Annotated in this window: 18 protein-coding genes; 11 read left to right on the top strand and 7 right to left on the bottom strand. The window is 67.0% G+C overall.

What is annotated here, in order from left to right:
* Positions 1-6: 6 nt before the first annotated feature.
* The 7 genes from sucD (at position 7) to QTI20_RS26530 (ending at position 7,070) form a co-directional block, all read left to right on the top strand.
* Positions 7-900 (top strand): succinate--CoA ligase subunit alpha, encoded by an 894-nt coding sequence (gene sucD / locus QTI20_RS26560; RefSeq protein ID WP_286555386.1) that lies wholly within the window; start codon positions 7-9, stop codon positions 898-900.
* Between the two features lie 92 nt (positions 901-992).
* Entirely contained in the window at positions 993-1,679 is a 687-nt protein-coding gene (locus QTI20_RS26555; RefSeq protein WP_286555388.1) for a TerC family protein, read from the top strand.
* A gap of 17 nt (positions 1,680-1,696) precedes the next feature.
* Positions 1,697-2,503, top strand: a complete 807-nt coding sequence (locus tag QTI20_RS26550) for a Stp1/IreP family PP2C-type Ser/Thr phosphatase (RefSeq protein ID WP_286555390.1) — start codon at positions 1,697-1,699, stop codon at positions 2,501-2,503.
* Between the two features lie 66 nt (positions 2,504-2,569).
* On the top strand, positions 2,570-3,226 hold the full coding sequence (locus tag QTI20_RS26545) for an FHA domain-containing protein (RefSeq protein WP_286555392.1): 657 nt from the start codon (positions 2,570-2,572) through the stop codon (positions 3,224-3,226).
* Positions 3,227-3,261: 35 nt separating this feature from the next.
* Positions 3,262-5,532 carry a CHASE2 domain-containing protein gene (locus tag QTI20_RS26540; protein WP_286555394.1) on the top strand — a complete coding sequence of 757 codons (2,271 nt, stop codon included), beginning with the start codon at positions 3,262-3,264 and terminating at the stop codon, positions 5,530-5,532.
* Between the two features lie 12 nt (positions 5,533-5,544).
* A complete protein-coding gene (locus tag QTI20_RS26535) occupies positions 5,545-6,351 on the top strand; it encodes a 3',5'-cyclic-nucleotide phosphodiesterase (protein WP_286555395.1) in 807 nt (268 codons plus the stop codon).
* A 212-nt stretch (positions 6,352-6,563) separates the two neighbouring features.
* Positions 6,564-7,070, top strand: coding sequence for a pilin (locus QTI20_RS26530; RefSeq protein ID WP_183028671.1), 507 nt, complete (start codon positions 6,564-6,566; stop codon positions 7,068-7,070).
* A 705-nt stretch (positions 7,071-7,775) separates the two neighbouring features.
* Here QTI20_RS26530 and QTI20_RS26525 read toward each other — a convergent pair.
* Genes QTI20_RS26525 through QTI20_RS26500 form a run of 6 tightly spaced genes read right to left on the bottom strand, consistent with a single transcriptional unit; the run spans position 7,776 to position 14,136 of the window.
* Positions 7,776-8,309, bottom strand: a complete 534-nt coding sequence (locus QTI20_RS26525) for a type IV pilin protein (RefSeq protein ID WP_286555396.1) — start codon at positions 8,307-8,309, stop codon at positions 7,776-7,778.
* On the bottom strand, positions 8,291-11,629 hold the full coding sequence (locus QTI20_RS26520; protein ID WP_286555398.1) for a pilus assembly protein: 3,339 nt from the start codon (positions 11,627-11,629) through the stop codon (positions 8,291-8,293). Before QTI20_RS26520 ends, QTI20_RS26525 begins: the two co-directional genes overlap by 19 nt.
* An 11-nt stretch (positions 11,630-11,640) precedes the next feature.
* Positions 11,641-12,228 (bottom strand): pilus assembly PilX family protein, encoded by a 588-nt coding sequence (locus tag QTI20_RS26515; RefSeq protein ID WP_286555400.1) that lies wholly within the window; start codon positions 12,226-12,228, stop codon positions 11,641-11,643.
* An 8-nt stretch (positions 12,229-12,236) separates the two neighbouring features.
* Positions 12,237-13,013 (bottom strand): PilW family protein, encoded by a 777-nt coding sequence (locus QTI20_RS26510; RefSeq protein ID WP_286555401.1) that lies wholly within the window; start codon positions 13,011-13,013, stop codon positions 12,237-12,239.
* Positions 13,010-13,573, bottom strand: a complete 564-nt coding sequence (gene pilV / locus QTI20_RS26505; RefSeq protein WP_286555402.1) for a type IV pilus modification protein PilV — start codon at positions 13,571-13,573, stop codon at positions 13,010-13,012. Before pilV ends, QTI20_RS26510 begins: the two co-directional genes overlap by 4 nt.
* A complete protein-coding gene (locus QTI20_RS26500) occupies positions 13,570-14,136 on the bottom strand; it encodes a GspH/FimT family pseudopilin (protein WP_286555404.1) in 567 nt (188 codons plus the stop codon). Before QTI20_RS26500 ends, pilV begins: the two co-directional genes overlap by 4 nt.
* Before the next feature lie 221 nt (positions 14,137-14,357).
* Between QTI20_RS26500 and QTI20_RS26495 the strand changes: the two genes are divergently transcribed.
* From QTI20_RS26495 to asnB, 4 genes are all read left to right on the top strand, one after another.
* Entirely contained in the window at positions 14,358-16,028 is a 1,671-nt protein-coding gene (locus tag QTI20_RS26495; RefSeq protein WP_286555406.1) for a PglL family O-oligosaccharyltransferase, read from the top strand.
* A gap of 82 nt (positions 16,029-16,110) precedes the next feature.
* On the top strand, positions 16,111-17,292 hold the full coding sequence (locus QTI20_RS26490; RefSeq protein ID WP_286555407.1) for a glycosyltransferase: 1,182 nt from the start codon (positions 16,111-16,113) through the stop codon (positions 17,290-17,292).
* Positions 17,289-18,467 (top strand): glycosyltransferase, encoded by a 1,179-nt coding sequence (locus tag QTI20_RS26485; RefSeq protein WP_286555409.1) that lies wholly within the window; start codon positions 17,289-17,291, stop codon positions 18,465-18,467. The genes QTI20_RS26490 and QTI20_RS26485 overlap by 4 nt, the downstream gene beginning before the upstream one ends.
* Before the next feature lie 37 nt (positions 18,468-18,504).
* Complete coding sequence (gene asnB, locus QTI20_RS26480; protein WP_286555411.1) at positions 18,505-20,397, top strand: asparagine synthase (glutamine-hydrolyzing); 1,893 nt, start codon at positions 18,505-18,507, stop codon at positions 20,395-20,397.
* On the opposite strand, the gene QTI20_RS26475 is transcribed toward asnB, so the two are convergent.
* Complete coding sequence (locus QTI20_RS26475; RefSeq protein ID WP_286555413.1) at positions 20,394-21,716, bottom strand: chloride channel protein; 1,323 nt, start codon at positions 21,714-21,716, stop codon at positions 20,394-20,396. The genes asnB and QTI20_RS26475 overlap by 4 nt on opposite strands.
* Between the last annotated feature and the right edge of the window lie 39 nt (positions 21,717-21,755).

Below are 21,755 nucleotides of genomic sequence, written 5' to 3'. Positions count from 1 at the left end.
CAAGTCATGTCGATCTACATCAACAAAGACACCAAGGTCATCACGCAAGGCATCACCGGCAAGACCGGTCAATTCCATACGGAAAAGTGCCAGGAATACGCGAACGGCAAGAACGCCTTCGTCGCGGGCGTGAACCCGAAGAAGGCCGGCGAGTCGATCTTCGGCATCCCGATCTTCGGTTCGGTCAAGGAAGCCGCCTCGCAGACCGGCGCCACCGTGTCGGTGATCTACGTGCCGCCGCCGGGCGCTGCCGCGGCGATCTGGGAAGCGGTCGAAGCCGACCTGGACATGGCGATCTGCATCACCGAAGGCATCCCGGTCAAGGACATGCTCGAAGTGCGCAACAAGATGAAGGCCAAGGAAGCGGCCGGCGGCAAGAAGACCCTGCTGCTGGGCCCGAACTGCCCCGGCCTGATCACGCCCGACGAAATCAAGATCGGCATCATGCCCGGCCACATCCATCGCAAGGGACGCATCGGCGTGGTCTCGCGTTCGGGCACGCTGACGTATGAAGCCGTGGCGCAACTGACCGAGATCGGCCTGGGCCAATCGTCGGCGGTCGGCATCGGCGGCGACCCGATCAACGGCCTCAAGCACATCGACGTGATGAAGGCCTTCAACGACGATCCGGACACCGACGCGGTGATCATGATCGGCGAAATCGGCGGCCCGGACGAGGCGGACGCCGCCCGCTGGTGCAAGCTCAACATGAAGAAGCCGGTGGTCGGCTTCATCGCCGGCGTGACCGCGCCTCCGGGCAAGCGCATGGGCCATGCCGGCGCGCTGATCTCGGGCGGTGCCGACACGGCCGATGCCAAGCTCTCCATCATGGAAGAGTCGGGCTTCACCGTGACGCGCAACTTCTCGGAGCTGGCCAAGCTGCTGAAGGCCCGCCTGTAAGCATCGCGTCCCGCGACCACACACAAACGAAAAGCGCTCGCAATTCATATTGCGGGCGCTTTTTCAATACATAACAGTGGAAAAAGAGAGACATGGAACTACTGCAAAGCGCTGACTTCTGGATCGGTCTGGTCAAGATCGTCTGGATCAACATCATTCTTTCGGGCGACAACGCGGTGGTGATCGCGATGGCCGCCCGTTCGCTGCCGCCCGCGCAGCAACGCAAGGCCGTGCTCTTCGGCTCGGGCGCGGCCGTGGTGCTGCGCATCGCGCTGACGGTGGTGGCGGCCAAGCTGCTGGGCCTGCCCTTCCTGCAGATCGTCGGCGGCCTGCTGCTGCTGTGGATCGGCCTGCAACTGCTGGGCGACGAGGAAGAAGGCGAAGGCGAGAGCAAGGAATACGGCAGCCTCATGGCCGCCGTGCGCACCATCCTGATCGCCGACCTGGTGATGAGCCTGGACAACGTGATCGCCGTGGCGGCCGCGGCCCAGGGCAACACCACGCTGCTGATCCTCGGCCTGGCCATCAGCATCCCGCTGGTGATTTTCGGCAGCACGCTCATGATCAAGCTCATGGAGCGCTTCCCCATCATCGTCATGCTCGGCGCCGCGCTGATCGGCTGGGTCGGCGGCGAGACCATCGTCAGCGACGTGTTCCTGCGCGACGTGCTGACGGCCAACCCGTGGCTGCACTACGCGGGGGCCGCCGCCGGCGCCGCCTTCGTGGTGTTCGTCGGGCGCGCCCTGCAGCGGCGCGGCAGCGGTTCTCCCGCGCACTGAGCCTCCCTCCCTCGACCATGAGCCGCTCCGACACATCTCCTTCCCCCCTTCAGGAAGACGGCGTCTGGTCATGGGAGTTCTCGGCGCTCACCGACCCCGGTCGGGTGCGGGCCAACAACGAGGATGCGGTGGCTTTCGACCCGGCGCTGGGCCTGGCGATCCTGGCCGACGGCATGGGCGGCTACAACGGCGGCGAGGTGGCCAGCGGCATGGCGCTGGCCTTGCTGCAGGCGAGCTTCGGCCGCTGGCTGGCCCACGCCGGTCCGTCGGCCCATGCGCGCGCGGTGCGGCGTGCGCTGCAGGCCGGCACCGACGAGGCCAACAGCGCGATCCTCGAGGCCGGCATGGCCAACCTGCAGCTGCAGGGCATGGGCACGACGCTGGTGCTGGCCGCCTTCGGCCCGCAGCGCGTGGTGATCGGCCACATCGGCGACTCGCGCTGCTACCGGCTGCGCCGCGGCCAGCTCGAGCTGCTCACGCGCGACCATTCGCTGCTGCAGGAGCAGCTCGATGCCGGCGTCATCACGCCGCAGCAGGCGGCGCGTTCCCCGCATCGCAACCTGGTGACCCGGGCCCTGGGCATCGAGCGCTCGGTGAATCTCGAGATGCACGAGCACGGCACGCAGCCCGGCGACCTTTACCTGTTATGTTCCGACGGCCTGAGTGAGATGGTCTCCGACGCGCAGCTTTCCACAGTTTTGTTACAAAATTGCAGTTTGGCGGAGAAAGCACTACTTTTGGTTGCAATGGCGAACGACAATGGCGGACGGGACAATATCTCTGTTGTCCTGGCAAGCGCCGGCGTCGCGCGCACTGCAGGGTAAGGCCCGGGAAGGTCGAACTTCCCCCCGGGCCGCGCTGATAAAAACTGGCAGTTTCAGGAGTCGGCCATGCCGAAAATGATTGTTTCGATCGACGGAGTCGTCATCAAGGAAGTGACGCTTGCCAAGGACCGGACCACATTGGGGCGGCGGCCTTACAACGACATCGTCATCGACAATCTGGCCATCAGCGGCGAGCACGCCGTGCTGCACATGATCGGCGGCGACGTCTACCTCGAAGACCTCAACAGCACCAACGGGACCTACGTCAATTCGCGCGCCATCAAGAAGCAGGCGCTGGAGAACAACGACGTGGTCGAGGTCGGCAAGTACAAGATCCGTTACCTCTCGGGCAACGAGCCCGGCGGCTACGCCGGCGTGGCGGCCCGCGTCGGCACGGCGCCGGCCTTCTCCTCCATCCCGCTGTCGAGCAGCCCGACCGTGCCGGCGCCTTTGATGGGCGGCGGCGTCGCCCAGGCCGCCATCCGCGTGCTGTCCGGTGCGGGCGCGGGGCGCGAGCTGTCGCTGGAAAAGGTCGTGACCACCATCGGCAAGCCCGGTGTGGCGGTGGCGGCGGTCACGCGCCGGCTGCACGGCTACGTGGTGGCGCCCATCGACGGCGGCACCACCCTCAATGGCGAACTGCTCGGCAACGAGGCGGTGGCGCTGCAGGACGGCGACGTCCTGGAGCTGGGCGGCACCCGCATGCAGTTCGTCCAGGCCTGAGGGCCCTTGCCTTTCTCCCCGCCTGACGTGGCGCCATGAACGCGCTGCGCCGGCACTGGCTCCGAATCGCCATCACCCTGGTGCCGGTGCTGCTGGCGCTGGGCCACTCGGTCGGCGCCTGGCGCTCGCCCTTCGTCGAGCCCTTCGACAACTTCATCTATGACGCGCGGCTGCGGCTCACCATGCCGCACACGCTGGACCCGCGCATCGTCATCGTCGACATCGACGACCCCAGCCTCCAGCAGTTCGGCCAGTGGCCCTGGAGCCGCGACAAGCTGGCCGACCTCACGACGGAACTCATGGGGCGCCAGCAGGTGGCGGTGCTGGGCTACGACGTGCTCTTCGTCGAAGCCGACGGCAGCACCGGCCTGGGCAGCCTGCGCCAGCTGGCCGACGGCCCGATGCGGGGCGACCGCGCCTTCGCCGCCGAGATCGACCGCCTGGCACCTTTGCTGGACCACGACGCCACCTTCGCCCGCGCGCTGAGCGACCGGCGCGTCGCGCTCGGCTACTACTTCACCCAGACCGTCGTGCCGCATGCCAAGGGCGTGCTGCCCGCGCCGCTGCTGCCGGCCGACGCCTTTCCCTCCGGCGACCACCGCGCCGCCCGCTGGAACGGCTTTGCCGGCAGCATCGAGCCGCTGGCCCGGGCCGCGCCGGTCAGCGGCTTCACCAACGTGCTCATCGAGACCAGCGAGGACGGCGTGATCCGCGCGGCACCGCTGATGGCCCGCTACGAAGGCGACGCGGCCGTGCCCGGCTATTACGAATCGCTGGGCCTCGCGCTCTACCGGCTGGCCCACGGGCAGCCGCCCGTGAGCGCGACCCTCGCGCCCACCGGGCTGGCCGGCGGTGCCGCCCCGCTGGAGGCGCTGGTGCTCGACGTGCCCGGCGGGCGCCGGCTGCGCGTGCCGGTCGACCAGAGCGCCAGCCTGCTGGTGCCCTATCGCGGCCCGGGCGGCGTGCGCGGCGGGTCCTTCCGCTACATCTCGGCGGTCGACGTGCTGCGCGGCAAGCTGGCGCCGGGCGAGCTCAAGGGCCGGATCGTGCTGGTCGGCGCCACCGCCCCCGGCCTGCAGGACCTGCGCGCCACCCCGGTCGGCGCCGCCTTCCCCGGCGTGGAAGTGCACGCGAACATCATCTCGGGCCTGCTGGACCGGCGCCTGCCCTTCGTGCCCGACTACGCGCCGGGCTACGAAGTGCTGGCGCTGCTGCTGGTCGGGCTCACGCTGGCCTTCGGCATGTCGCTGCTGCCGGCGGCGCGCGCGGCACTGCTGGGCCTGGGCGCCAGCGTGGTCGTGGTGGGGCTCAACGCGGCGCTGTTCTCCAGCTTCGGCGTGGTGCTGCCGCTGGCGGCCACGGTGCTGATGATCGGCATGGTCTTCGTGCTCAACATGAGCTGGGGCTATTTCGTCGAGGCGCGGGCCCGCCGCGGCCTGGCGCGGCTGTTCGGCACCTATGTGCCGCCGGAGCTGGTCGACAAGATGCTCGAGCGGCCCGAGCGCTACAGCATGCGCGCCGAGAGCAAGGAGCTCACCGTGATGTTCTGCGACATGCGCGGCTTCACGCAGCTCTCGGAAACCATGGCGCCGACCGAGCTGCAGGTGTTCCTCAACACCGTGTTCAGCCGGCTCACCGCGATCATCAACGCGCACCGCGGCACGGTCGACAAGTACATGGGCGACTGCGTCATGGCCTTCTGGGGGGCGCCGGTCGACGCGCCCGACCATGCGGTGCTGGCGGTGCAGGCGGCCATCGAGATGGCGGCCGCCGTGCAGCAGATCAACCTGGCGCACCGTGCCAGCGGACGGCCCGAGATCAGCGTGGGCATCGGCCTGAACACCGGCGTGATGAGCGTCGGCGACATGGGCTCGGCCGTGCGCCGCAGCTACACCGTGGTCGGCGATGCCGTGAACCTGGCTTCCCGCCTCGAGAGCCTCAACGGCCACTACGGCACCGAGATCCTGGCCACCGACGCCACGCGCCAGGCCAGCTCGCTGTTCCTCTGGCAGGAGCTCGACTGGGTCTATGTGCGCGGCAAGGCCCGCGCCGTCGCCCTTTTCACGCCCGTCGCGCGCGCCGACGCGGCCGAGCCGGCCCTGCATGCGCAGCTGGAGCGCTGGTCGCTGGTGCTGGCGGCCTACCGGTCGCAGCAATGGGCCGAAGCCCGCCAACTGCTGGCCCCCCTGCTCGCGGTGGATGCGAAAAAAGTCCTTTACCAGGTCTACGAGAAGCGTTTAGCCTCGATGGCGCGGCAGCCCCAAGACCCGGACTGGGACGGCGCCATCCGTTTCGAAACCAAGTAACAAGGGTCCCCTATGCAGGTGCGTGTGTTGGGCTGCTCCGGCGCGATTGCCAAAGACTGCCGCACCACCTCCTTCCTGGTCGACGACGATGTGCTGGTCGACGCCGGCACCGGCGTCGGCGACCTCACGCTCGAGGAAATGGCCGGCATCGACGACGTGCTGCTGACCCATTCGCACCTCGACCACATCGCCGCCCTGCCCCTGATGATCGACGCCGTGGCGTCCGCTCGCGCCCGGCCGCTGCGGGTGCACGCGCTGCGCGCCACCATCGAGGCCCTGCGCGCCCACGTCTTCAACAACGTCATCTGGCCCGACTTCGCGAGCATCCCCAGCCTCGAGTCGCCCTTCGTGAGCTTCCACGACATCGCGATCGGCCAGACCCTGCAGCTCGGCAGCCGCTCGCCCAAGGCCATCGAGGTGCTGCCCGCCGTCCACACCGTGCCCGCCTGCGGCTATGCCGTGCGCACCGCCGACGGCGGCCCCTACTGGGTCTTCAGCGGCGACACCGAGCGCAACCCGCCCTTCTGGGCCCGCGTGAACACGCTCGACGTGGCCATGCTGGTGATCGAGACCGCCTTCAGCAACCGCGAGCAGGGCCTGGCCCAGCGCAGCCTGCACCTGTCGCCCGCCAGCCTGGCCGACGAACTGGCCCACATCGCCCCGGGCCGGCGCTACCCCATCTACATCACCCACACCAAGCCCGCCGAAACGGCGGAGATCATGAGCCAGATCGACACCTTCGCCGCAGGGTGGCTCACGAACGGGCTGGAGGGGCGAGACATCCGGTGGCTGCAGACGGCGGGGGTGTTGGTGGTTTGAGCACTGAGAGCGACGCGTTTGGTCGTTAGTGACAAAAAATGTCACTTAGAGGCTGTGGCCGGACAACATTTGTGTCGCGAGTTGTAAGTCAAACGTGAACGATTTGGCGGCAAAACCCTGGTTGAAGGCCGCATTTCCGCTTGGCATGCTTGCTGCGGATAGGAAGGCACCGGGACGCGCTCTCGGCCTCATAAACAACCTGGAGTAGTGAAATGAACCGTCGTTCCATCGCACGCAACGTGCAAAAGGGTTTCACCCTGATCGAGTTGATGATCGTTGTGGCGATCATCGGTATCTTGGCTGCTGTGGCGCTGCCGGCTTATCAGGATTACACGGTTCGTAGCCGAGTATCGGAGGCTCTTGTACTCGCTTCCGGTGCGAAAATCACCGTTGCAGAAAATGCGGCTAGCTCAGCCGCTAGCCTTTCGACTGGAGCAATTGAAGTGGCCGCAACTGCAGCTGCAGCAACAGCGACGGCCAATCAAAAGGTTGCATCGACTAAAAATGTCAAAACCCTCGATGTGAGCTCCACAACCGGCGCTATCACGGTCGTTACGACCGATTCCGCAGGCGCTGTAACGATTACCCTCACGCCTCAAGCCAATGGATCTGCTTTGGCTGTTTCGACGCCGCCGGCTGGCCCCATCACGTGGAAGTGCAGCGTTGATGCAGAAACCAAATTCAAGTATGCACCGAGCGAGTGCCGCACCAAGACCTAAAACTTAAATATGGATGCTTAAACTTCCCCTGCGTGGGGAAGTTTTTTTGTTTTCGATGGATTCTTTCTCCCTAACGAACGATCTAGCAGGGCTGTTGAATTCCGTCGGCTGATGTCGAGCAGGTTCTTCAGAGGTTCGCAGAATTCTTTAGCGTTTTCAGCGGCATGTGTGATGCATCACTTCGATGTGGATGCGCCCAGCCCAGGCCATTGGTGTTTACACCATCGCTCGATCGCGTCCGGCATCGAACTGAAGATCCGCCATCCGCACGATGGTGCTCGAGGCCATCGTCACTTGATGTCTTTGGTAGGCCGCTGGGATGGCGGCAGAATTCTGGCTCCCTCCTGAACAGCCGCGCAGGGCTTGCTTGGGGGTTGCTGCGCGGTTTGTGACGTGCGCGTTCTCCAGTGCATTGCGCCGATACCACCGCCGTTCTGACCATCATTCTCCAGGGTTTGGCTGAAGCTCTAGCAAGCAGTCAACGTTCTTGTAACGCTGGATTGGTCGCAGGAGGTCCAGTGCAATTCGAGGCGCGAAGTCCTCTAGCTTGGCCATCGCGAACAATGCCCTATCGAATTCCCTCTCTTTTCACGTTGAGCGCGAACATAGTCCCTGCAAGGACAGCTCCATGAGCTGATTTCGTTGGAGTGATTCATTGCCTCGGGAAGACATCAAAATTTACTTTGTAAAGCTGATGTCGAAAGGCTACCAGCAATTGGATGTTGCGGCTATCTCGGTGCCTGCGCTATTGAAGTTGGTCTGCACGCCCATTTGATTTAAACGAAATTCGTAGCAGGTTGAGTCTGATGTTTGCGAGCCCACAGGCGTCGCCTTTGCAATAAAAGATGGCAGCGCTGTTGAAGTCGCTGCAGTGGCGTCCGCGCGCAAAGAGTAATAGCTCGCCCCACTCGAATTCACCGACTGAGGCCAGCTAGTGACGGCGTATCCAAGGGCCGCAGGATCCCCGGAATATGAGTTATTGATGCTGAAATATCGTTCTTGCCGTGCTGCCATATCTAGTAGTGCATTTTTGGCGTCGACTCGACGCGCCTTTTGGATGTAGTTTCGGTAAGATGGAATTGCAATGACGCTCAAGATTCCGATCACTGAAACCACAATCATCATTTCGATCAGCGTAAAGCCGCGTATCTGGGAACGCTTCGAGAAGCCGGGAATGCCAGAATTTTTTTTCATTTTGCTGCTTTCGCAAGGGCTACGCATCAGCGCAGTTTGATCCATGTCAGTCGCCCGCCCTTGCCATTCGCTCCTGGATTGACCTGCGTGACGGACCCGACGCCGCTTACGGTTTGTGTAGCCAGATACTTCTTGGTATCCGTGCTGACGATCGAGGGCGAGCCTACGCCGCTCAGCCCAATACCGGCAACCACCAAACCGTTGGTGGTGATGACATTGTTGGTGGCGTCCCCGAAATAAGACGAGCGCGGTGCGCCGCCTGTTTCGGGCGCGATGGCCATGGTGAAGCCCGAGGCGGGTTGTGCATCGCAGGTCAGCGTCTGGGTGACGGCCGGCAGCGTCGTATTGACCAGGAACAGGCCATCCGAAATCACGGGGTTGTAGACGATCTGTTCGTTCGTGCCGGGCAGCACGAGCCGCCAGCCATAGTGCGGATTGTTCGTTGCGCCGCCACTGCAGGTGGTCGAGCCTTTCCAGCACACCGCATTCTGGGTCACGGTCCGCACGCCCGAGATGTTGCCGTTGTTGTAGGCCAGCGTGGTCGCCGTCTGCGTCTGGAGGGTCGTGGTGTTGACAGTCTGGGTGCCAGTCAGGCTGGTGTACTGGCTGCCGCTCTTGGCGTTCCAGGCCGTCATGTCCCAATCCCAGATACCGTAGATTGCTTGTGCGCCGGTCGCGGGCGTCGCCGACGAGGTCAGCGTCTGCGGCATGATCTGGCCGGTTCCGAAGCTCACCAGGATCCGCGGCGCGATGGACGCGGCGATCGACGAGGTCACGGTGACCCGCGTCGTGATCGGCTGCGATCCGGTCGCGAAGATCGGGGCGGCGCGAACGGCCCAGTTCGAAGCCGTGTTGCTGGTGAGGTCGAAGCGCCAGACGTTCCCGAATACGTCACCTGCATAGACGTAGTCCGTCACGTGGTCGTCGTCGAGGTCCGCCGAGGTGACATAGGCGATGCCGTTGCGCGCCGTGATGGTGCTGCCGGTGGTTCTCGGGCCGGAGCCGGTGCCGGCTTCGAGGAAGCGGAAGGTCTTGGCGCCGGTCGTCTGGTCCACCGTCATGATGAACAGGCCGGCCTTGCCCGACTTGCTGTTCAAACCGTTGCCGAACAGGACGGCCCAATTGCCGTCGTGAAGGCGCCGGATGATGGGCGTGCCGTAGACGCTGCCCAGGCTGTCCTTGCACAGGGAGCTTGAAGTGTCTCCTGTACAGCTCAGCGTGCTGGAGTTCCATTCGCCCAAGACCAGGCTGCTGGCGTTCGTCTCGCTGAAGTTGCCAGGGTTGGTGACGTCCAATGCGTAGAGCGTGCCGGTGGCGATCGAGGTCGCATCACCCACCACGCCGGTGGCATTGCCCCCGGCGCCCAGGCCTCCGACGATCCATGTGTGCCAAGCCCCGCCGTAGTAGAGGTCCCCCGTGCCAGGCGTGGCATCGACGAAGGCGTTGTGGCTGTACTGCGGAGATGAATAGTCGAGCGCTGGCGTCGTGGATCGGATCGTGGTCAGCGCCGCATTCGGCATGTAGGCCAGCAGTTCACGCCCGTCGTTCGCCGCCGTCGTGTCGAAGGCGCCACCCGCGGTGTACGCCCCCGCGCGGAAGCCATGCAGCAGACCGTCGTTCGCACCCACGTAGACCACGTTGGTCCGCGTTGCGTTGGTGCTTGCAAAGGACGCATAGCTCGTACCGCCTTCGGGCATGGTTGCGGTCGGGAACAGGGCGTCGCTCCAAAGACCCTTGTAGGGCAGATTGGGTGCACCCACCCACGTGGGGCTGGAGTTGACAATGTCGCCCAGCACGCTGTTGCGGACCCTGAAGGTGCCGGTGCCCGAGGTGGTCACTTCGTTGCTGCGGTCTCCCCGCAGGTACGACAGCCGGGAAGAGGTATCCAGCGCGGTCTTTTGTGCGGCCGTGAGCGAATCCCAGGCGAATGCCGTCCCTGCGCTGCCGCTCCAGGTCAGGATGTTTCGCTGCGCCGAAGCCTGTACGGTGTTGGACGAACCCGTTGCGGTGCAAGTGCCTCCGGTCAGCACGCAGCTGGCATCCCAGTTCGCCACCGGGTTGATCGACACGGTCTTGGTGGTCGCGTCCTCGACCAGGTTCTGCGCTGTCATCTGGCCCCACCAGTTGGTGGGATGGTAGTAGGCCAGGTAGAGCTGCGTGCCGACCTGCACCTTGGCCGATTGCTGGATGTTGATGCCGGCGGAACTGGCCGACGCGTTGATCTGCGCCGCCTTGAAGCACATGATCTCGTGCACGTTGCTGCCGCCGCCGGTACCGGAGCTGAATCCGAAGCGGAACTTGGACGGCAACGGCCCGTTGGAGGCCGTGATCGCCTGGTTGGTGATCACCGGTGTCGTCGTGCCGCCGTTGATGCTGTAGGAGAGGCTGAGCAGCCCATCCTGCGTGATCTTGAGGCCGTAAGTGATGGGCGTCGCGGCTCCTCGTGTGGGATTGGATACCGCCTCTTGGCTGTAGAGGGTCGAGCCGGAGGGCAGATCGCTGTGCGCGATGTAGGGGTAGGTCAGGACGGGCGTGCCGGTGTCATTCGGCGACGAACGGTTGTAGTTCCACAAAGTGCCCGTGCGGCAGGTATTGCCGACGGCTGCCTGCTTGTTGCTGACACTGGACGGGTAGTAGTTGGGATAGGTCCGGTTCAGCCAGGCCCAGGTGATGTTGCCGGCGCCGCGCAAGGTGACGCGTCCGGCACCCTGGCCAGGGCCACTGGCGGTGTTGTCGCCGGGGTTCGAGAAGTTGCCGAACTCATCGATGCCGAGGCCGATGTAGGCGCCCAGCAAGCCGTCGTTCGTGCCCTTGGTGTTCGCACAGCTGTAGCCAAGGCTGCCCCCGAAAGCGCCGGTGGTGGTCTGTGCATTGACCTCGGTCACCTGGTCGGCGTTCACCAGGAAGAAGGCAATCCCGTCGGCGCCAGACAGCTGACCCCGGTGATTCGTGTATGCGTTCCCGCCGTAGGTCGCCGTCTGGAACGTGACCTCGAGGCCCTGGTTCGAGGGGAAGTCGAACTTCGAATAGATGGCGCCTGTCTGGTCGTTGCCATTGGAATTCTTTCCCGTGTCGCCGTTCGTCAGGCGCAGCGCGCCCTGGCCGACCGGGTCGCCTGCGGATCCCAGGCGCCCGGTCACGCCGCCGACCTGCGTCTTGCCGCTGTAATAAGGCAGGCCCGCGCATTTGGGAATCGTCCCTGAACCGTCGCCCGCGGTGAGGCAAGCGCCGTTGAGGCTCTGCCATTGGTACGAAGAGGACCCGCCCGTGAGGGTATCGCTGATGACCAGTTGCGCCTGCGCGCCGATGGCCGACAGGCCCAGCAGGGCCAGCGCGCACGCGGATCGGAGTGGTGTGGACGTCATAAGGGCTTTCATCAAGGTCCGCTCAGGTCTTTGGTGGCGTAGGTCATCGCGTAGGTGCTCTGAACAACACTGGCGCTGGTGGTGCTGCCGCCGTATCCCACGCCCGTGACCTGGTAGAGCATCGACTTGCCGTCGGGGCCGATGCCGAGGTAGGAGATGTAAAGGCTGGGGACGGTGGCGTAGTTGACGTCGCCGACCACGCCGGACGTGGCCGAATTGAGGCCGCCGCCGCCCAGGACGGTCATGGTGGGCGGCTTGTATTCAAACCGGTTGGCCCAGGGCAGCACCGCGGGCGTACCCAGGGCGTTCGAACAGATCTTCATGTTCGCCTGGGTATTGGCGTTCACGACACCGGCGCAGGCCGAGCCGGTCCCGGTGTTGCCCTGGTTGATCCACCACTCCGCGTAGCGCAGCGCACTGTCGGCGGCGAGCAGCGAGCGCTGTTTCTCGAGCGTGTTGCCGGTGATCTTTTCCTGCAGCCCGAAGCTTCTGTACATGCTCACGGCGACCAGGGTGACGATGACCAGGATCAAGAGGCTGGTGATCAGGGCGATGCCCTGCTGCGCAGTTCGGCCTTTCGAATGCGAAGGGGGGAGCATGAAGTGGTTCACCGGCGGTTCATCAGGTTGATGGTCTGGACGAGAGGCTGCGGCATGGTCACGGGCGCGCCGGGCTTGGATGCCGTCGTGTCCAGGAAGACGAGCTTGAGCTGGGCCGTGTACACGTTGGCCCACAGGCCGGCATCGGTGATCGCCGATGCGGGCAGGTAGGTATCGATCGCGTTGTTGACGTCGCCGTCGGTGTCGACGCCGTACAGGATGCTCATCTTGTCGACATTGCCCGCCAGCGTCACCGGGCTGCCGGTGCCCACCGTGCAGGTGAGCTCGTTGTTGGCGTTGACGGCGAATCGGTTCGTGTAGATGGTCGTCGCGCCGGAAGTGTTGGTGGCGCCCTGGCAGTTCATCAGTCCGTCGTTGTTGGCGGTCTGGTAGCGGACGGTGACGGCGTCACTGTTGGCCGCTCTGCCGCTGCCATTGCCGCTGCCGACGATGAACTGTCCGGCGGCGAAGACCGAGCTGCTGCCGTCGGCGCCGGTCACGGTCGCGGCCGGGAGCGCGGCACTTTGCGTGTCGGTGCGCGGGTTCACGAAGTAGCCGGCGGACTGGATGGTCGTGGTCATCATGGTGACGACCAGACGCTGGCTGTCTTGCAGATCGGTGAACTGGCCCTGCGTGTTGAAGGTGTTCTTCATGTTCAGATAGATGCTCAGCACCGCTCCAAGCACGAAGAGCGAGATTGCCAGGGCCACCATGAGTTCGATCAGGCCGAAACCGGCCTGCCGCATGCGCCGCCGGGGCTGCCGCGGTGTGGTGAAGGTGGTCATGGTTCGATGTACAAAGTGAACGAGCGCGAACCGCCGGTGGCGGCACTGTCCGATGCGGTAGCCCGGGTGGAGGCGACATAGCGCTCTTTCCAGCTGATGGTCAGCACGCAACTCACCGGGACACTGGTCGAGGTGCTGCAGCTGACGGTGGAGCTCGATGTCGGCAGGAGATTGGCCAGGTTGCTGGCCCATTGCTGCACGTCGCGCGCGGCCAGCTGCGCGGATGTGCAGGCAGCGGTGGCGGGCTTCGCCGTCGCTTCACACGAGCCCACGGTGGCCGAAAGCACGCCGGTGGCGTCGGTCACGGTCGACTGCGCCGTGCTGAAACTGGCCGGTGCCACGCCGGACGCCCAGTAGGTCCTGTTGCCTTGCATGGCGGCCGCGAGGCTTGCGGCCTGCATCGAGACGATGGAGCGTGCGTTGGAGACTTGGGTGCTCGACAGCGCCAATGCCTGCATCTTGGCGAAGCCGAAGATGCCGATCGTGACCAGCAGGATGGCCACCAGGACTTCGAGGAGGGTGAAGCCGCGCTGGAACGACGGCGGGACCGGGCGCTTCATGTGCAGTTGCTCCCGTTGGGCGAAACGACCTGCGGGCGACCGACGAGGCTCAGCGTCACGCAGCGCGTGGTCTGCGCATTCGCCGGATTGGTGCGCATCGCCAGGGTGATCGTGCCCGTGAGGCCCAGCGCAAAACCGTCGCGGCTGTAGGTGATGGCCGCGATGCTGTTGCTTGCCGTGAACGTGTCCGAACCGGGCCAGGGGGCTTGCCTGCGGAGAAGCGCCTCGGCCACCTTCGTCGCGTCGCGTGTCTTGCTGTTGTCGGGGTCGGCGAACACGATCCAGCCGGTGCCCCAGGTGGTGGTGCCCAGGCAGGTGGAGCCGTCCGATGATGCGCAGATCGTGACAGGCAGCCCCTGCTTGATCGCTTCCGCGCGCGTGAACTGGAGATCGCCGATGAAGGCATTGGTCTGGGTCGCCAAACGGTTCCGCTGGATCAGCAGCGAGAAGGAGGGGACCGCCACCACCATCAGGATCGCCACGATCGCCAGGACGACCATCAGTTCGATTGCGGTAAAACCTGTCACGGCCCCAGGCGCAGGCCTCCGGTCGAGCGGGGGCATGCGATCTGAGGGAACGCGTGCAGGGTATGGGCACTTTTTCATTAGGGACGGCTGAAGGCCTGAATGCGGAAGAACTAATGCACGATGTTTTTCAAATGTAGCAATTTGTTCGCTGCCGCAGTGTCCCCAAACGAGCGTTCGCGACGAACGGAAGGGGGCAGCCGCCCAATGGTGCAGCCGCGCAGTGCGAGCCGTGAATTTTTCACATTTCTGGGTGACCCATGAGCCTTGACGTCCATGCGAGCCGTGGGTGGCCGGACGGTCTTGGATTTGCTCCGTTTGTCGCCTTCCCCTTCCTCTCCCCCCTCGTCGCCGGCCCCTCCGCCAACGTCTGGCAACTGCTCGTCAGCTGGCTGTGCGCGGCCTTGCTGTGGTGGCTGGGGCCGCGGGCCATGCCGTCGCGTGGGGTCCTGCTGTGGCTGGGGGCGCTGGCCCTGGCGATCGTGCTGGGCCGGGGCCGCGACACGGGGCAGCTCCTGGGCGCCTGTGCGGCGATCGCGGTCACCGCGATGGCCGCCTGCGTGGGCGCGGGCATCGCGCGGACGCCCGGCGCCCCGGGCACGCGCGCCTTCGCCGTCGGCCTGCTGGCCGCGGGGCTGCTCAGCGCGCTGCTCGGCCTGTGCCAGTACTACGGCGCCGCCGCGGCGCTCGCGCCCTTCACCACCGCGCCCGAGGTCGGCCAGGCCTACGGCAACCTGCGCCAGCGCAACCAGTTCGCCACGCTGATCAGCATGGCGCTGGTGGCGGCGCTGTGGCTCCACGCGGGACTGGGCACCCGCGCCCGCCTGGCTTGGTCGGCGGGACTGGTGCTGTTGACCCTGGCCGCCGCCGCGTCCACCTCGCGCACCGGCTTGCTGCAATGGTCGGCGATCGGCATCCTGGCGGCGGCGCTGGCCTGGGGCGAGCGCCGCCGCAGCGCGCCGGGCGCATCCCTGCGTCTGCCGCACCCGGGGCTGCTGCTGGCGCTGATTCCCGCCTACTTCCTCGCCGCCTGGGCCCTGCCGATGCTGGCCGGGTCCGAGGTCGAAGGCATGCTGCAGCGCCTGCGCGACGGCGCGCCCGAAGGCAATGCCCGGCTGCTGCTGTGGCGCAACGTGCTCGAGCTGATCGCCGAGCATCCCTGGCGGGGCTGGGGTTGGGGCGAGCTGAGCTATGCGCACTTCAGCCACCTGTACGCCGGGCCGCGCTTCATCGAGATCCTGGACAACGCCCACAACCTGCCGCTGCACCTGGCCGTCGAATTGGGCGTCCCGGCCGCGGTGCTGCTGTGCACGGGCTTCGCCGCGCTGGCGCTGGCCGCCCGGCCCTGGCGCGAGCGCGATCCGCAGCGGCTGCTGGCCTGGGGCGTGCTGGGCGCGATCGTGCTGCACAGCCTGCTCGAGTACCCGCTCTGGTACGGGCCCTTCCAGCTGGTCTTCGGCCTGTGCCTGGGCCTGCTGTGGCCGGCGGCGGCAGGTGCGCGCACGAAGGTGAGCGGGCCGCGCATCGGCGGGGCGCTGGCGGCGCTGCTGATCGCGGTGGTCGGCTATGCGGGCTGGGACTACCTGCGCATCAGCCAGATCTACGTCGCCCGCGGCGAGCGCCTGCCGCCCTGGCGCGACGACACGCTGGCCAGGTTGCAGGGTTCCTGGCTGTTCGCGGGCCAGGTGCGCTTCGCCGAGCTGTCGCTGATGCCCGTGACCCGGGCCGATGCGGCCCAGGTGAATGCGCTGGCGCAGCGCACGCTGCACTTCTCGCCCGAGCCGCGCGTGGTCGCCAAACTGATCGAAAGCGCCACGCTGATCGGGCGCGACGACCAGGCGCTCGCATGGGCGGCACGCTTCAAGATCGCCTATTCGGAGGAATATGCCCGCTGGATGCGGGGGGAGCCGGTCGAAAAAGAGCCGAATTGAGGTTGCGAAATGTCACAGGTTCGCGACAATCGAGACCTTTGTTAAAACTTTGAACTTACTTTTGTCGGTTCATGAGAGGCCCATGAGAATTCTGCGCGTCATTTCCAGCATGGACCCCGTGCACGGCGGTCCCTGCCAGGGAATCCGCAACATCGTGCCGGCGCTGGCCGCGCTGGGCGTGCACAACGAGGTGCTGAGCTTCGATGCGCCCGACGCCGCCTTCCTGGGCCAGGATCCGTTCCCCGTCCACGCCATCGGCCCGGCGCGCACGCCCTACGCCTACTGCCCGGCCCTGCGCCCCTGGCTGCTGCAGAACCTCGGGCGCTTCGACGTGGTGATCGCGCACGGCCTCTGGCTGCACAACAACGCCGGCACCTGGGGCGCGCTGAAGGCGTACCGCCGGCAGACCGGCCAGCCCGGCCCGCGCTTCTGCGTCATGCCGCACGGCATGCTCGACCCCTATTTCCAGCGCGCGCCCGAGCGCCGCTGGAAGGCGCTGCGCAACACCCTCGCCTGGACCCTGTTCGAAGGCGCGGCCATCCACGGCGCCGACGCGATCCTGTTCACCTGCGCGCAGGAACTGCTGCTGGCGCGCGAGCCCTTCTCGCCCTACCACCCGAAGCGCGAGCTGGACGTGGGCTACGGCATCCAGGCGCCGCCGGCGCGCCACGAGGGCATGGCGGTGGCCTTCGCCGCCCGCTGCCCGACGCTGGCAGGCAAGCCCTACCTGCTGTTCCTGAGCCGCGTGCACGAGAAGAAGGGCACCGACCTGCTGCTGCGCGCCTGGCTCGCGCTGCGCCGCGAAGGCGCGGACCTGCCGGCGCTGGTCATCGCCGGCCCGGGCCTGGACAGCGAGCACGGGCGCGCGCTGCAGGCGATGGCCGCGGGCCAGCCCGACGTGCATTTCCCCGGCATGCTGCGCGGCGACGAGAAGTGGGGCGCGCTCTACGGCTGCGAGGCCTTCGTGCTGCCCAGCCACCAGGAGAACTTCGGCATCTCGGTGGTCGAGGCCATGGCCTGCGGCCGGCCGGTGCTGATCAGCCACCAGGTCAACATCTGGCGCGAGTGCGAGGCGGGCGGCCTGGTCGAGGCCGACGACGAAGCCGGCGTGCTGCGCCTGCTCACGCGCTGGCTCGCGCTGTCGCCCACCGAGCGCGCGGCGCGCGGGGCCGCGGCCCATGCGGTCTACCGCCACAACTTCGAGGCCGACGAAGCGGCCCGGCGCCTGCTCGTGGCCTTGAAGACGATGCAGGCCGAAGCATGAATGTCGTGCTGTTCGCCCATCCGGATTTCCTGGGCTCGGCCAGCATGCCGCGCTACACCCGCTGGCTGGCCGACGGCCTGCTGCAGCGTGGCCACACGGTGCGCATCTGGGCGCCCCGGCCCGGGTTCCATGCCTGGCCGGTGCCCAAACGCTTCAAGAAGTGGATGGGCTACCTCGACCAGTTCGTGGTGTTCCCGCGCTGGGTGCGGCGCGAGAAGGCCCGGCAGCCGGCCGACACGCTGTATGTGTTCAGCGACCACGCGCTCGGGCCCTGGGTGCCGCTGGTGGCTTCGCAGCCCCATGTGATCCATTGCCACGACCTGCTGGCGCAGCATTCGGCGCTGGGCCGGGTGCCGCTCAACCGGCCGGGCTTCACGGGCCGGCTCTACCAGCGCTACATCCGCAGCGGCTTCACGCAGGGCCGCCGCTTCATCGCGATCTCGAAGAAGACCGAGCAGGACCTGCGCGGCTTCATCGGCCCGCAGCCGGTGTGCGATGTCGTCTACAACGGCGTGAACCCGCAGTTCCACCCGGCGCCCGATGTGGCGGCCGGCCGCATCGAACTGGGCCGCAGGCTGGGCCTCGACCTGTCGCGCGGCTTCCTGCTGCACGTGGGCGTGGACGTCTGGTACAAGAACCGCGGCGGCGTGCTGGCGATGGTCGACCGCTGGCGCCGCGGCACGCCGCAGGGCCTGCCGCTGTTGATGATCGGCCCGCCGCCCACCGACGCCCTGGTCGCCCAGCGCCTGGGCATGCATGCGCCCGACGAGGTGCACTTCCTGTCGGGCGTCGCCGACGAGGTGCTGGTCGGCCTCTACGGCACGGCCACGGCCTTCCTCTTCCCCTCGATCGCCGAAGGCTTCGGCTGGCCGATCGCCGAAGCCATGGCCTCGGGCTGCCCGGTCGTCACCACCGATGCGGCGCCGATGAACGAGGTCGCGGGCGACGCGGGCTTCTACGTGCCGCCGGCCGATGCCGCGGCCCCGGCCGACGAGGCCTGGACCACCGCTGCCGCCACCGTGCTCGCGCAGGTGGTCGGCCTGAGCGACGAGGCGCGGCGCGCGGCCATCGAACACGGCCTCTCGCAGGTGCGGCGCTTCGACTCCGATGCCGCGCTCGACCGCATCGAGGCGATCTGCATGCAGACGCTGGCCTCGCACGCGCGGCCGGCCTGAGCCCCTTCCACCTTCAACGCCACAAGGCCCCTCCACCATGTGCGGAATCGCAGGAATCATCAGTTTCGACCACAGCGCGGACCCGGCGGCCATCGACCGCATGAACACGGCGATGCAGCACCGCGGCCCCGATGCCGAAGGGCGCTACGAAGCCGATGGCGTGCTGATGGGCCAGCGCCGGCTGTCGATCATCGACGTCAGCGACGCCGCCAACCAGCCCTTCACCGAGGAGACCGGCCGCTACGTGATGGTCTTCAACGGCGAGATCTACAACTACAAGGAAGTGCGCGCGCAGCTCGACTACGCCTGGAAGACGCACTCCGACACCGAGGTCATCCTGGCGGCCTTCATCCGCTGGGGCGCCGACTGCCTGTCGCGCCTGAACGGCATGTTCGCGATCGCGATCTGGGACAAGCACAAGCGCGAACTCTTCATCGCGCGCGACCGCATCGGCGTCAAGCCCTTCTACTTCGTGCGCCAGGCCGGCAGTTTCACCTTCTGCTCGGAAGTGCGCGGCCTGATCGCGGCCGGCGCGAGCGACGGCCGCATCGACCGCCAGTCGCTGCGCGAGTACCTGGGCAGCGTGTCGGTGAAGACGCCGCACACCATCCTCGAGGGTGTGGAGCAGCTGCTGCCCGGCGAATGCGCGACGCTGACCGAGCGCGCCTTCGAGCGCCGCATCTACTGGCACCTGACGGGCGCCCCGACGCAGCCCATCGCCGCCGACGCCTACGCCGACTACGGCCGCGTGACCGCCACCCTGCGCGAGCTGCTCGACGCCTCGATCCAGATGCGCATGGTGGCCGACGTGCCGGTGGGCGCCTTCCTCTCGGGCGGCATCGATTCCTCGGCCGTGGTCGCGCTCATGGCGCAGCACCACGACCAGCCGGTCGACACCTTCTCCATCGTGTTCGAGGACAAGGAGTTCGACGAGCGCGAGTACGCGCAGATCGTCGCGAAGAAATACGGCACCCGCCACACCGAACTGCTGCTCGATCCGCAGGAGGTGGTGCGCATCCTGCCCGACTACATCCGCCGCACCGACCATCCGACGCTGGACGGCATCAACACCTTCATCGTCTCCAAGCTGGTGGCGCAGACCGGCATCAAGGTCGCGCTCTCGGGCCTGGGCGGCGACGAGCTGTTCGCGGGCTACCCGGGCTTCGAGCGCTGGCTCACCGTGTCGCGCCACAAGAAGCTGTTCGGCCACCCGCTGTTCCGCCAGGGCGTGGGCGCGGCCAGCGCGGTGCTCAAGACGCGCGCGCTGTCCAAGCTCAACGACCTCACGAGCGGCGGCAACCTCGACCTGTCGTCCTTCTATGGCGCGAGCCGCAGCGTGTTCGTGCGCGGCGACCTCGACCGGCTGCTGAGCTTCCCGGCCGACGCGCATGCGCGCGGCTGGGAACACGTCAACTTCGGCGCCGCGGCGCAATTCCCGCTGCTGGGCCAGTACTCGATCGCCGAGCTGTCGGGCTACACGCTCGACGTGCTGCTGCGCGACACCGACCAGATGAGCATGGCATGGGGCCTGGAGATCCGCGAGCCCTTCTTCGACTACCGGCTGATCGAGTACGTGCTGCGCATGCCCGACGCGATGAAGACGGACTTCAAGACGCCCAAGAAGGCGCTGGTCGACGCCATGGGCGCGCTGCTGCCGCCGGAGATCGTGCACCGCCCGAAGAAGGGCTTCGCCTTCCCCTGGGACCGCTGGCTGCGCAACGACCTGAAGGATTTCTGCGCCGCCGCGCTGGACCAGTTGGGCCGCAACGCGCTGTTCGAGCGCGCCGAAGTGGCCTCGCTGTGGCAGCGCTTCCTGGCCGGCGACCGGCGCGTCAACTGGACGCACGTCTGGTCGCTGGTGATGCTGCAGTCGTGGATGGCGGCGCGCGCGGCCGAGGTGCCGGCGGCCGCGGAGCCGGCCACCGTCTAGGCGGGCCGGGCGCGCTCCAGCGCCGACACCATGTGCTCGGCCAGCGCCTCGTAGAGCGGCCGGCTGATCATGCGCGACACCAGGCTGGCCAGCATCGCGCTGGCCATCAGGCTCAGCACCATCGCGTGGCCGTCGACCATTTCCATCACGATGATGAAGGCCGTGAGCGGCGCCTGCGTGACGGCGGCGAGGAAGCCGGCCATGCCCATCGCGATCAGCGCCGGCCCGAACTCGGGGCCTGCCATCTGCGCGATGCCGTCACCGATGCCCGCGCCGATGGACAGGGAGGGCGCGAAGATGCCGCCCGGCACGCCGCACCAGGCCGTGAGCCAGGTGGCGATGAACTTCAGCAGCGTGTAGAGCGGGGTCAGCGGGTCGTGGCCGGCCAGCATCTGCTTGACAGCCTCGGAACCGGCGCCGAAGGTGGCGCCGCCCGTGACCAGGCCGATCACCGCCACCAGCAGCCCGCCCACCGCCGCGAACCTGACGGGCCAGCGCGCCCGCCACCGGTTCAGGCGCTGCGGCGAGCCCGTCAGCGACGCGATCATGAGGCGCGCGAAGAGCCCGCCCGCCACGCCGCTCACCAGCGTCACCAGCACACCGGGGCCGAGCAGGCGCCAGCCCATGGCCGGCACCTTGATGACGCCGAAGTAGCTCAGGTTGCCGAAGGCCGACACGGCCACCAGCCCCGCCAGCACGATGGCCGTGATGATCACGCCGCTGGCCCGGGCCTCCAGCCGGCCCGAGAGTTCCTCGATGGCGAAGACCACGCCGGCCAGCGGCGCGTTGAAGGCGGCCGCGATGCCGGCGGCGCCGCCCGCGATCAGGAGCGCGCGGGTGTCGATCGTGCTGCCGGGCGAGAGCCAGCGCCGTGCATGCTGCATCACGCCGGCGGCCACCTGCACCGAGGGGCCCTCGCGGCCGATCGACAGGCCGGCCGCGAAGCCGGCGACGCCGAGCCCGATCTTGGCGACGGTCAGGCGCAGCGACGCGAACAGGCCGCGCTGCGCGGGCGGCACGGCGGGATCGAGTGCGGCCTTGATCTGCGGAATGCCGGAGCCGCTGGCGCCCGGGAACCATCGGCGCGTGGCCCAGACGATGGCCGCCGTGAGGGCCGGCGTCCACAGCAGAAGGGCCCAGGGCGCGGCGTGGTGCAGCCGCTCGAACAGCCTGAAGGCGCCGTCGGCCGCCATCGTGAAGCCCACCACGAACAGCCCGGCCGCCACCGCATAGCTCAGCACGATCGCGCGGTCGAGCCAGAGACGCCAGCTGGACAGCTCGGCCCGCAGGTTCAGGAAGAAGTCGGGCTCGTGGTTCATGGCGGACCATTCTGGCAGCTGCCATGCATCCGGGCGGCG

This window comes from Variovorax sp. J2P1-31 (assembly GCF_030317215.1).
In the GTDB taxonomy this organism is placed as follows: Bacteria; Pseudomonadota; Gammaproteobacteria; order Burkholderiales; family Burkholderiaceae_C; genus Variovorax.
Note: the sequence above shows the minus strand (reverse complement) of the source record. Positions and strands in the feature narration are given on the sequence as shown.

Coding starts and splice junctions, on each gene's coding strand:
- sucD (WP_286555386.1), top strand. CDS start 7: ATGTCGATCTACATCAACAAAGACACCAAGGTCATCACGCAAGGCATC.
- QTI20_RS26555 (WP_286555388.1), top strand. CDS start 993: ATGGAACTACTGCAAAGCGCTGACTTCTGGATCGGTCTGGTCAAGATC.
- QTI20_RS26550 (WP_286555390.1), top strand. CDS start 1,697: ATGAGCCGCTCCGACACATCTCCTTCCCCCCTTCAGGAAGACGGCGTC.
- QTI20_RS26545 (WP_286555392.1), top strand. CDS start 2,570: ATGCCGAAAATGATTGTTTCGATCGACGGAGTCGTCATCAAGGAAGTG.
- QTI20_RS26540 (WP_286555394.1), top strand. CDS start 3,262: ATGAACGCGCTGCGCCGGCACTGGCTCCGAATCGCCATCACCCTGGTG.
- QTI20_RS26535 (WP_286555395.1), top strand. CDS start 5,545: ATGCAGGTGCGTGTGTTGGGCTGCTCCGGCGCGATTGCCAAAGACTGC.
- QTI20_RS26530 (WP_183028671.1), top strand. CDS start 6,564: ATGAACCGTCGTTCCATCGCACGCAACGTGCAAAAGGGTTTCACCCTG.
- QTI20_RS26525 (WP_286555396.1), bottom strand. CDS start 8,309: ATGGATCAAACTGCGCTGATGCGTAGCCCTTGCGAAAGCAGCAAAATG.
- QTI20_RS26520 (WP_286555398.1), bottom strand. CDS start 11,629: ATGACGTCCACACCACTCCGATCCGCGTGCGCGCTGGCCCTGCTGGGC.
- QTI20_RS26515 (WP_286555400.1), bottom strand. CDS start 12,228: ATGCTCCCCCCTTCGCATTCGAAAGGCCGAACTGCGCAGCAGGGCATC.
- QTI20_RS26510 (WP_286555401.1), bottom strand. CDS start 13,013: ATGACCACCTTCACCACACCGCGGCAGCCCCGGCGGCGCATGCGGCAG.
- pilV (WP_286555402.1), bottom strand. CDS start 13,573: ATGAAGCGCCCGGTCCCGCCGTCGTTCCAGCGCGGCTTCACCCTCCTC.
- QTI20_RS26500 (WP_286555404.1), bottom strand. CDS start 14,136: ATGCCCCCGCTCGACCGGAGGCCTGCGCCTGGGGCCGTGACAGGTTTT.
- QTI20_RS26495 (WP_286555406.1), top strand. CDS start 14,358: ATGAGCCTTGACGTCCATGCGAGCCGTGGGTGGCCGGACGGTCTTGGA.
- QTI20_RS26490 (WP_286555407.1), top strand. CDS start 16,111: ATGAGAATTCTGCGCGTCATTTCCAGCATGGACCCCGTGCACGGCGGT.
- QTI20_RS26485 (WP_286555409.1), top strand. CDS start 17,289: ATGAATGTCGTGCTGTTCGCCCATCCGGATTTCCTGGGCTCGGCCAGC.
- asnB (WP_286555411.1), top strand. CDS start 18,505: ATGTGCGGAATCGCAGGAATCATCAGTTTCGACCACAGCGCGGACCCG.
- QTI20_RS26475 (WP_286555413.1), bottom strand. CDS start 21,716: ATGAACCACGAGCCCGACTTCTTCCTGAACCTGCGGGCCGAGCTGTCC.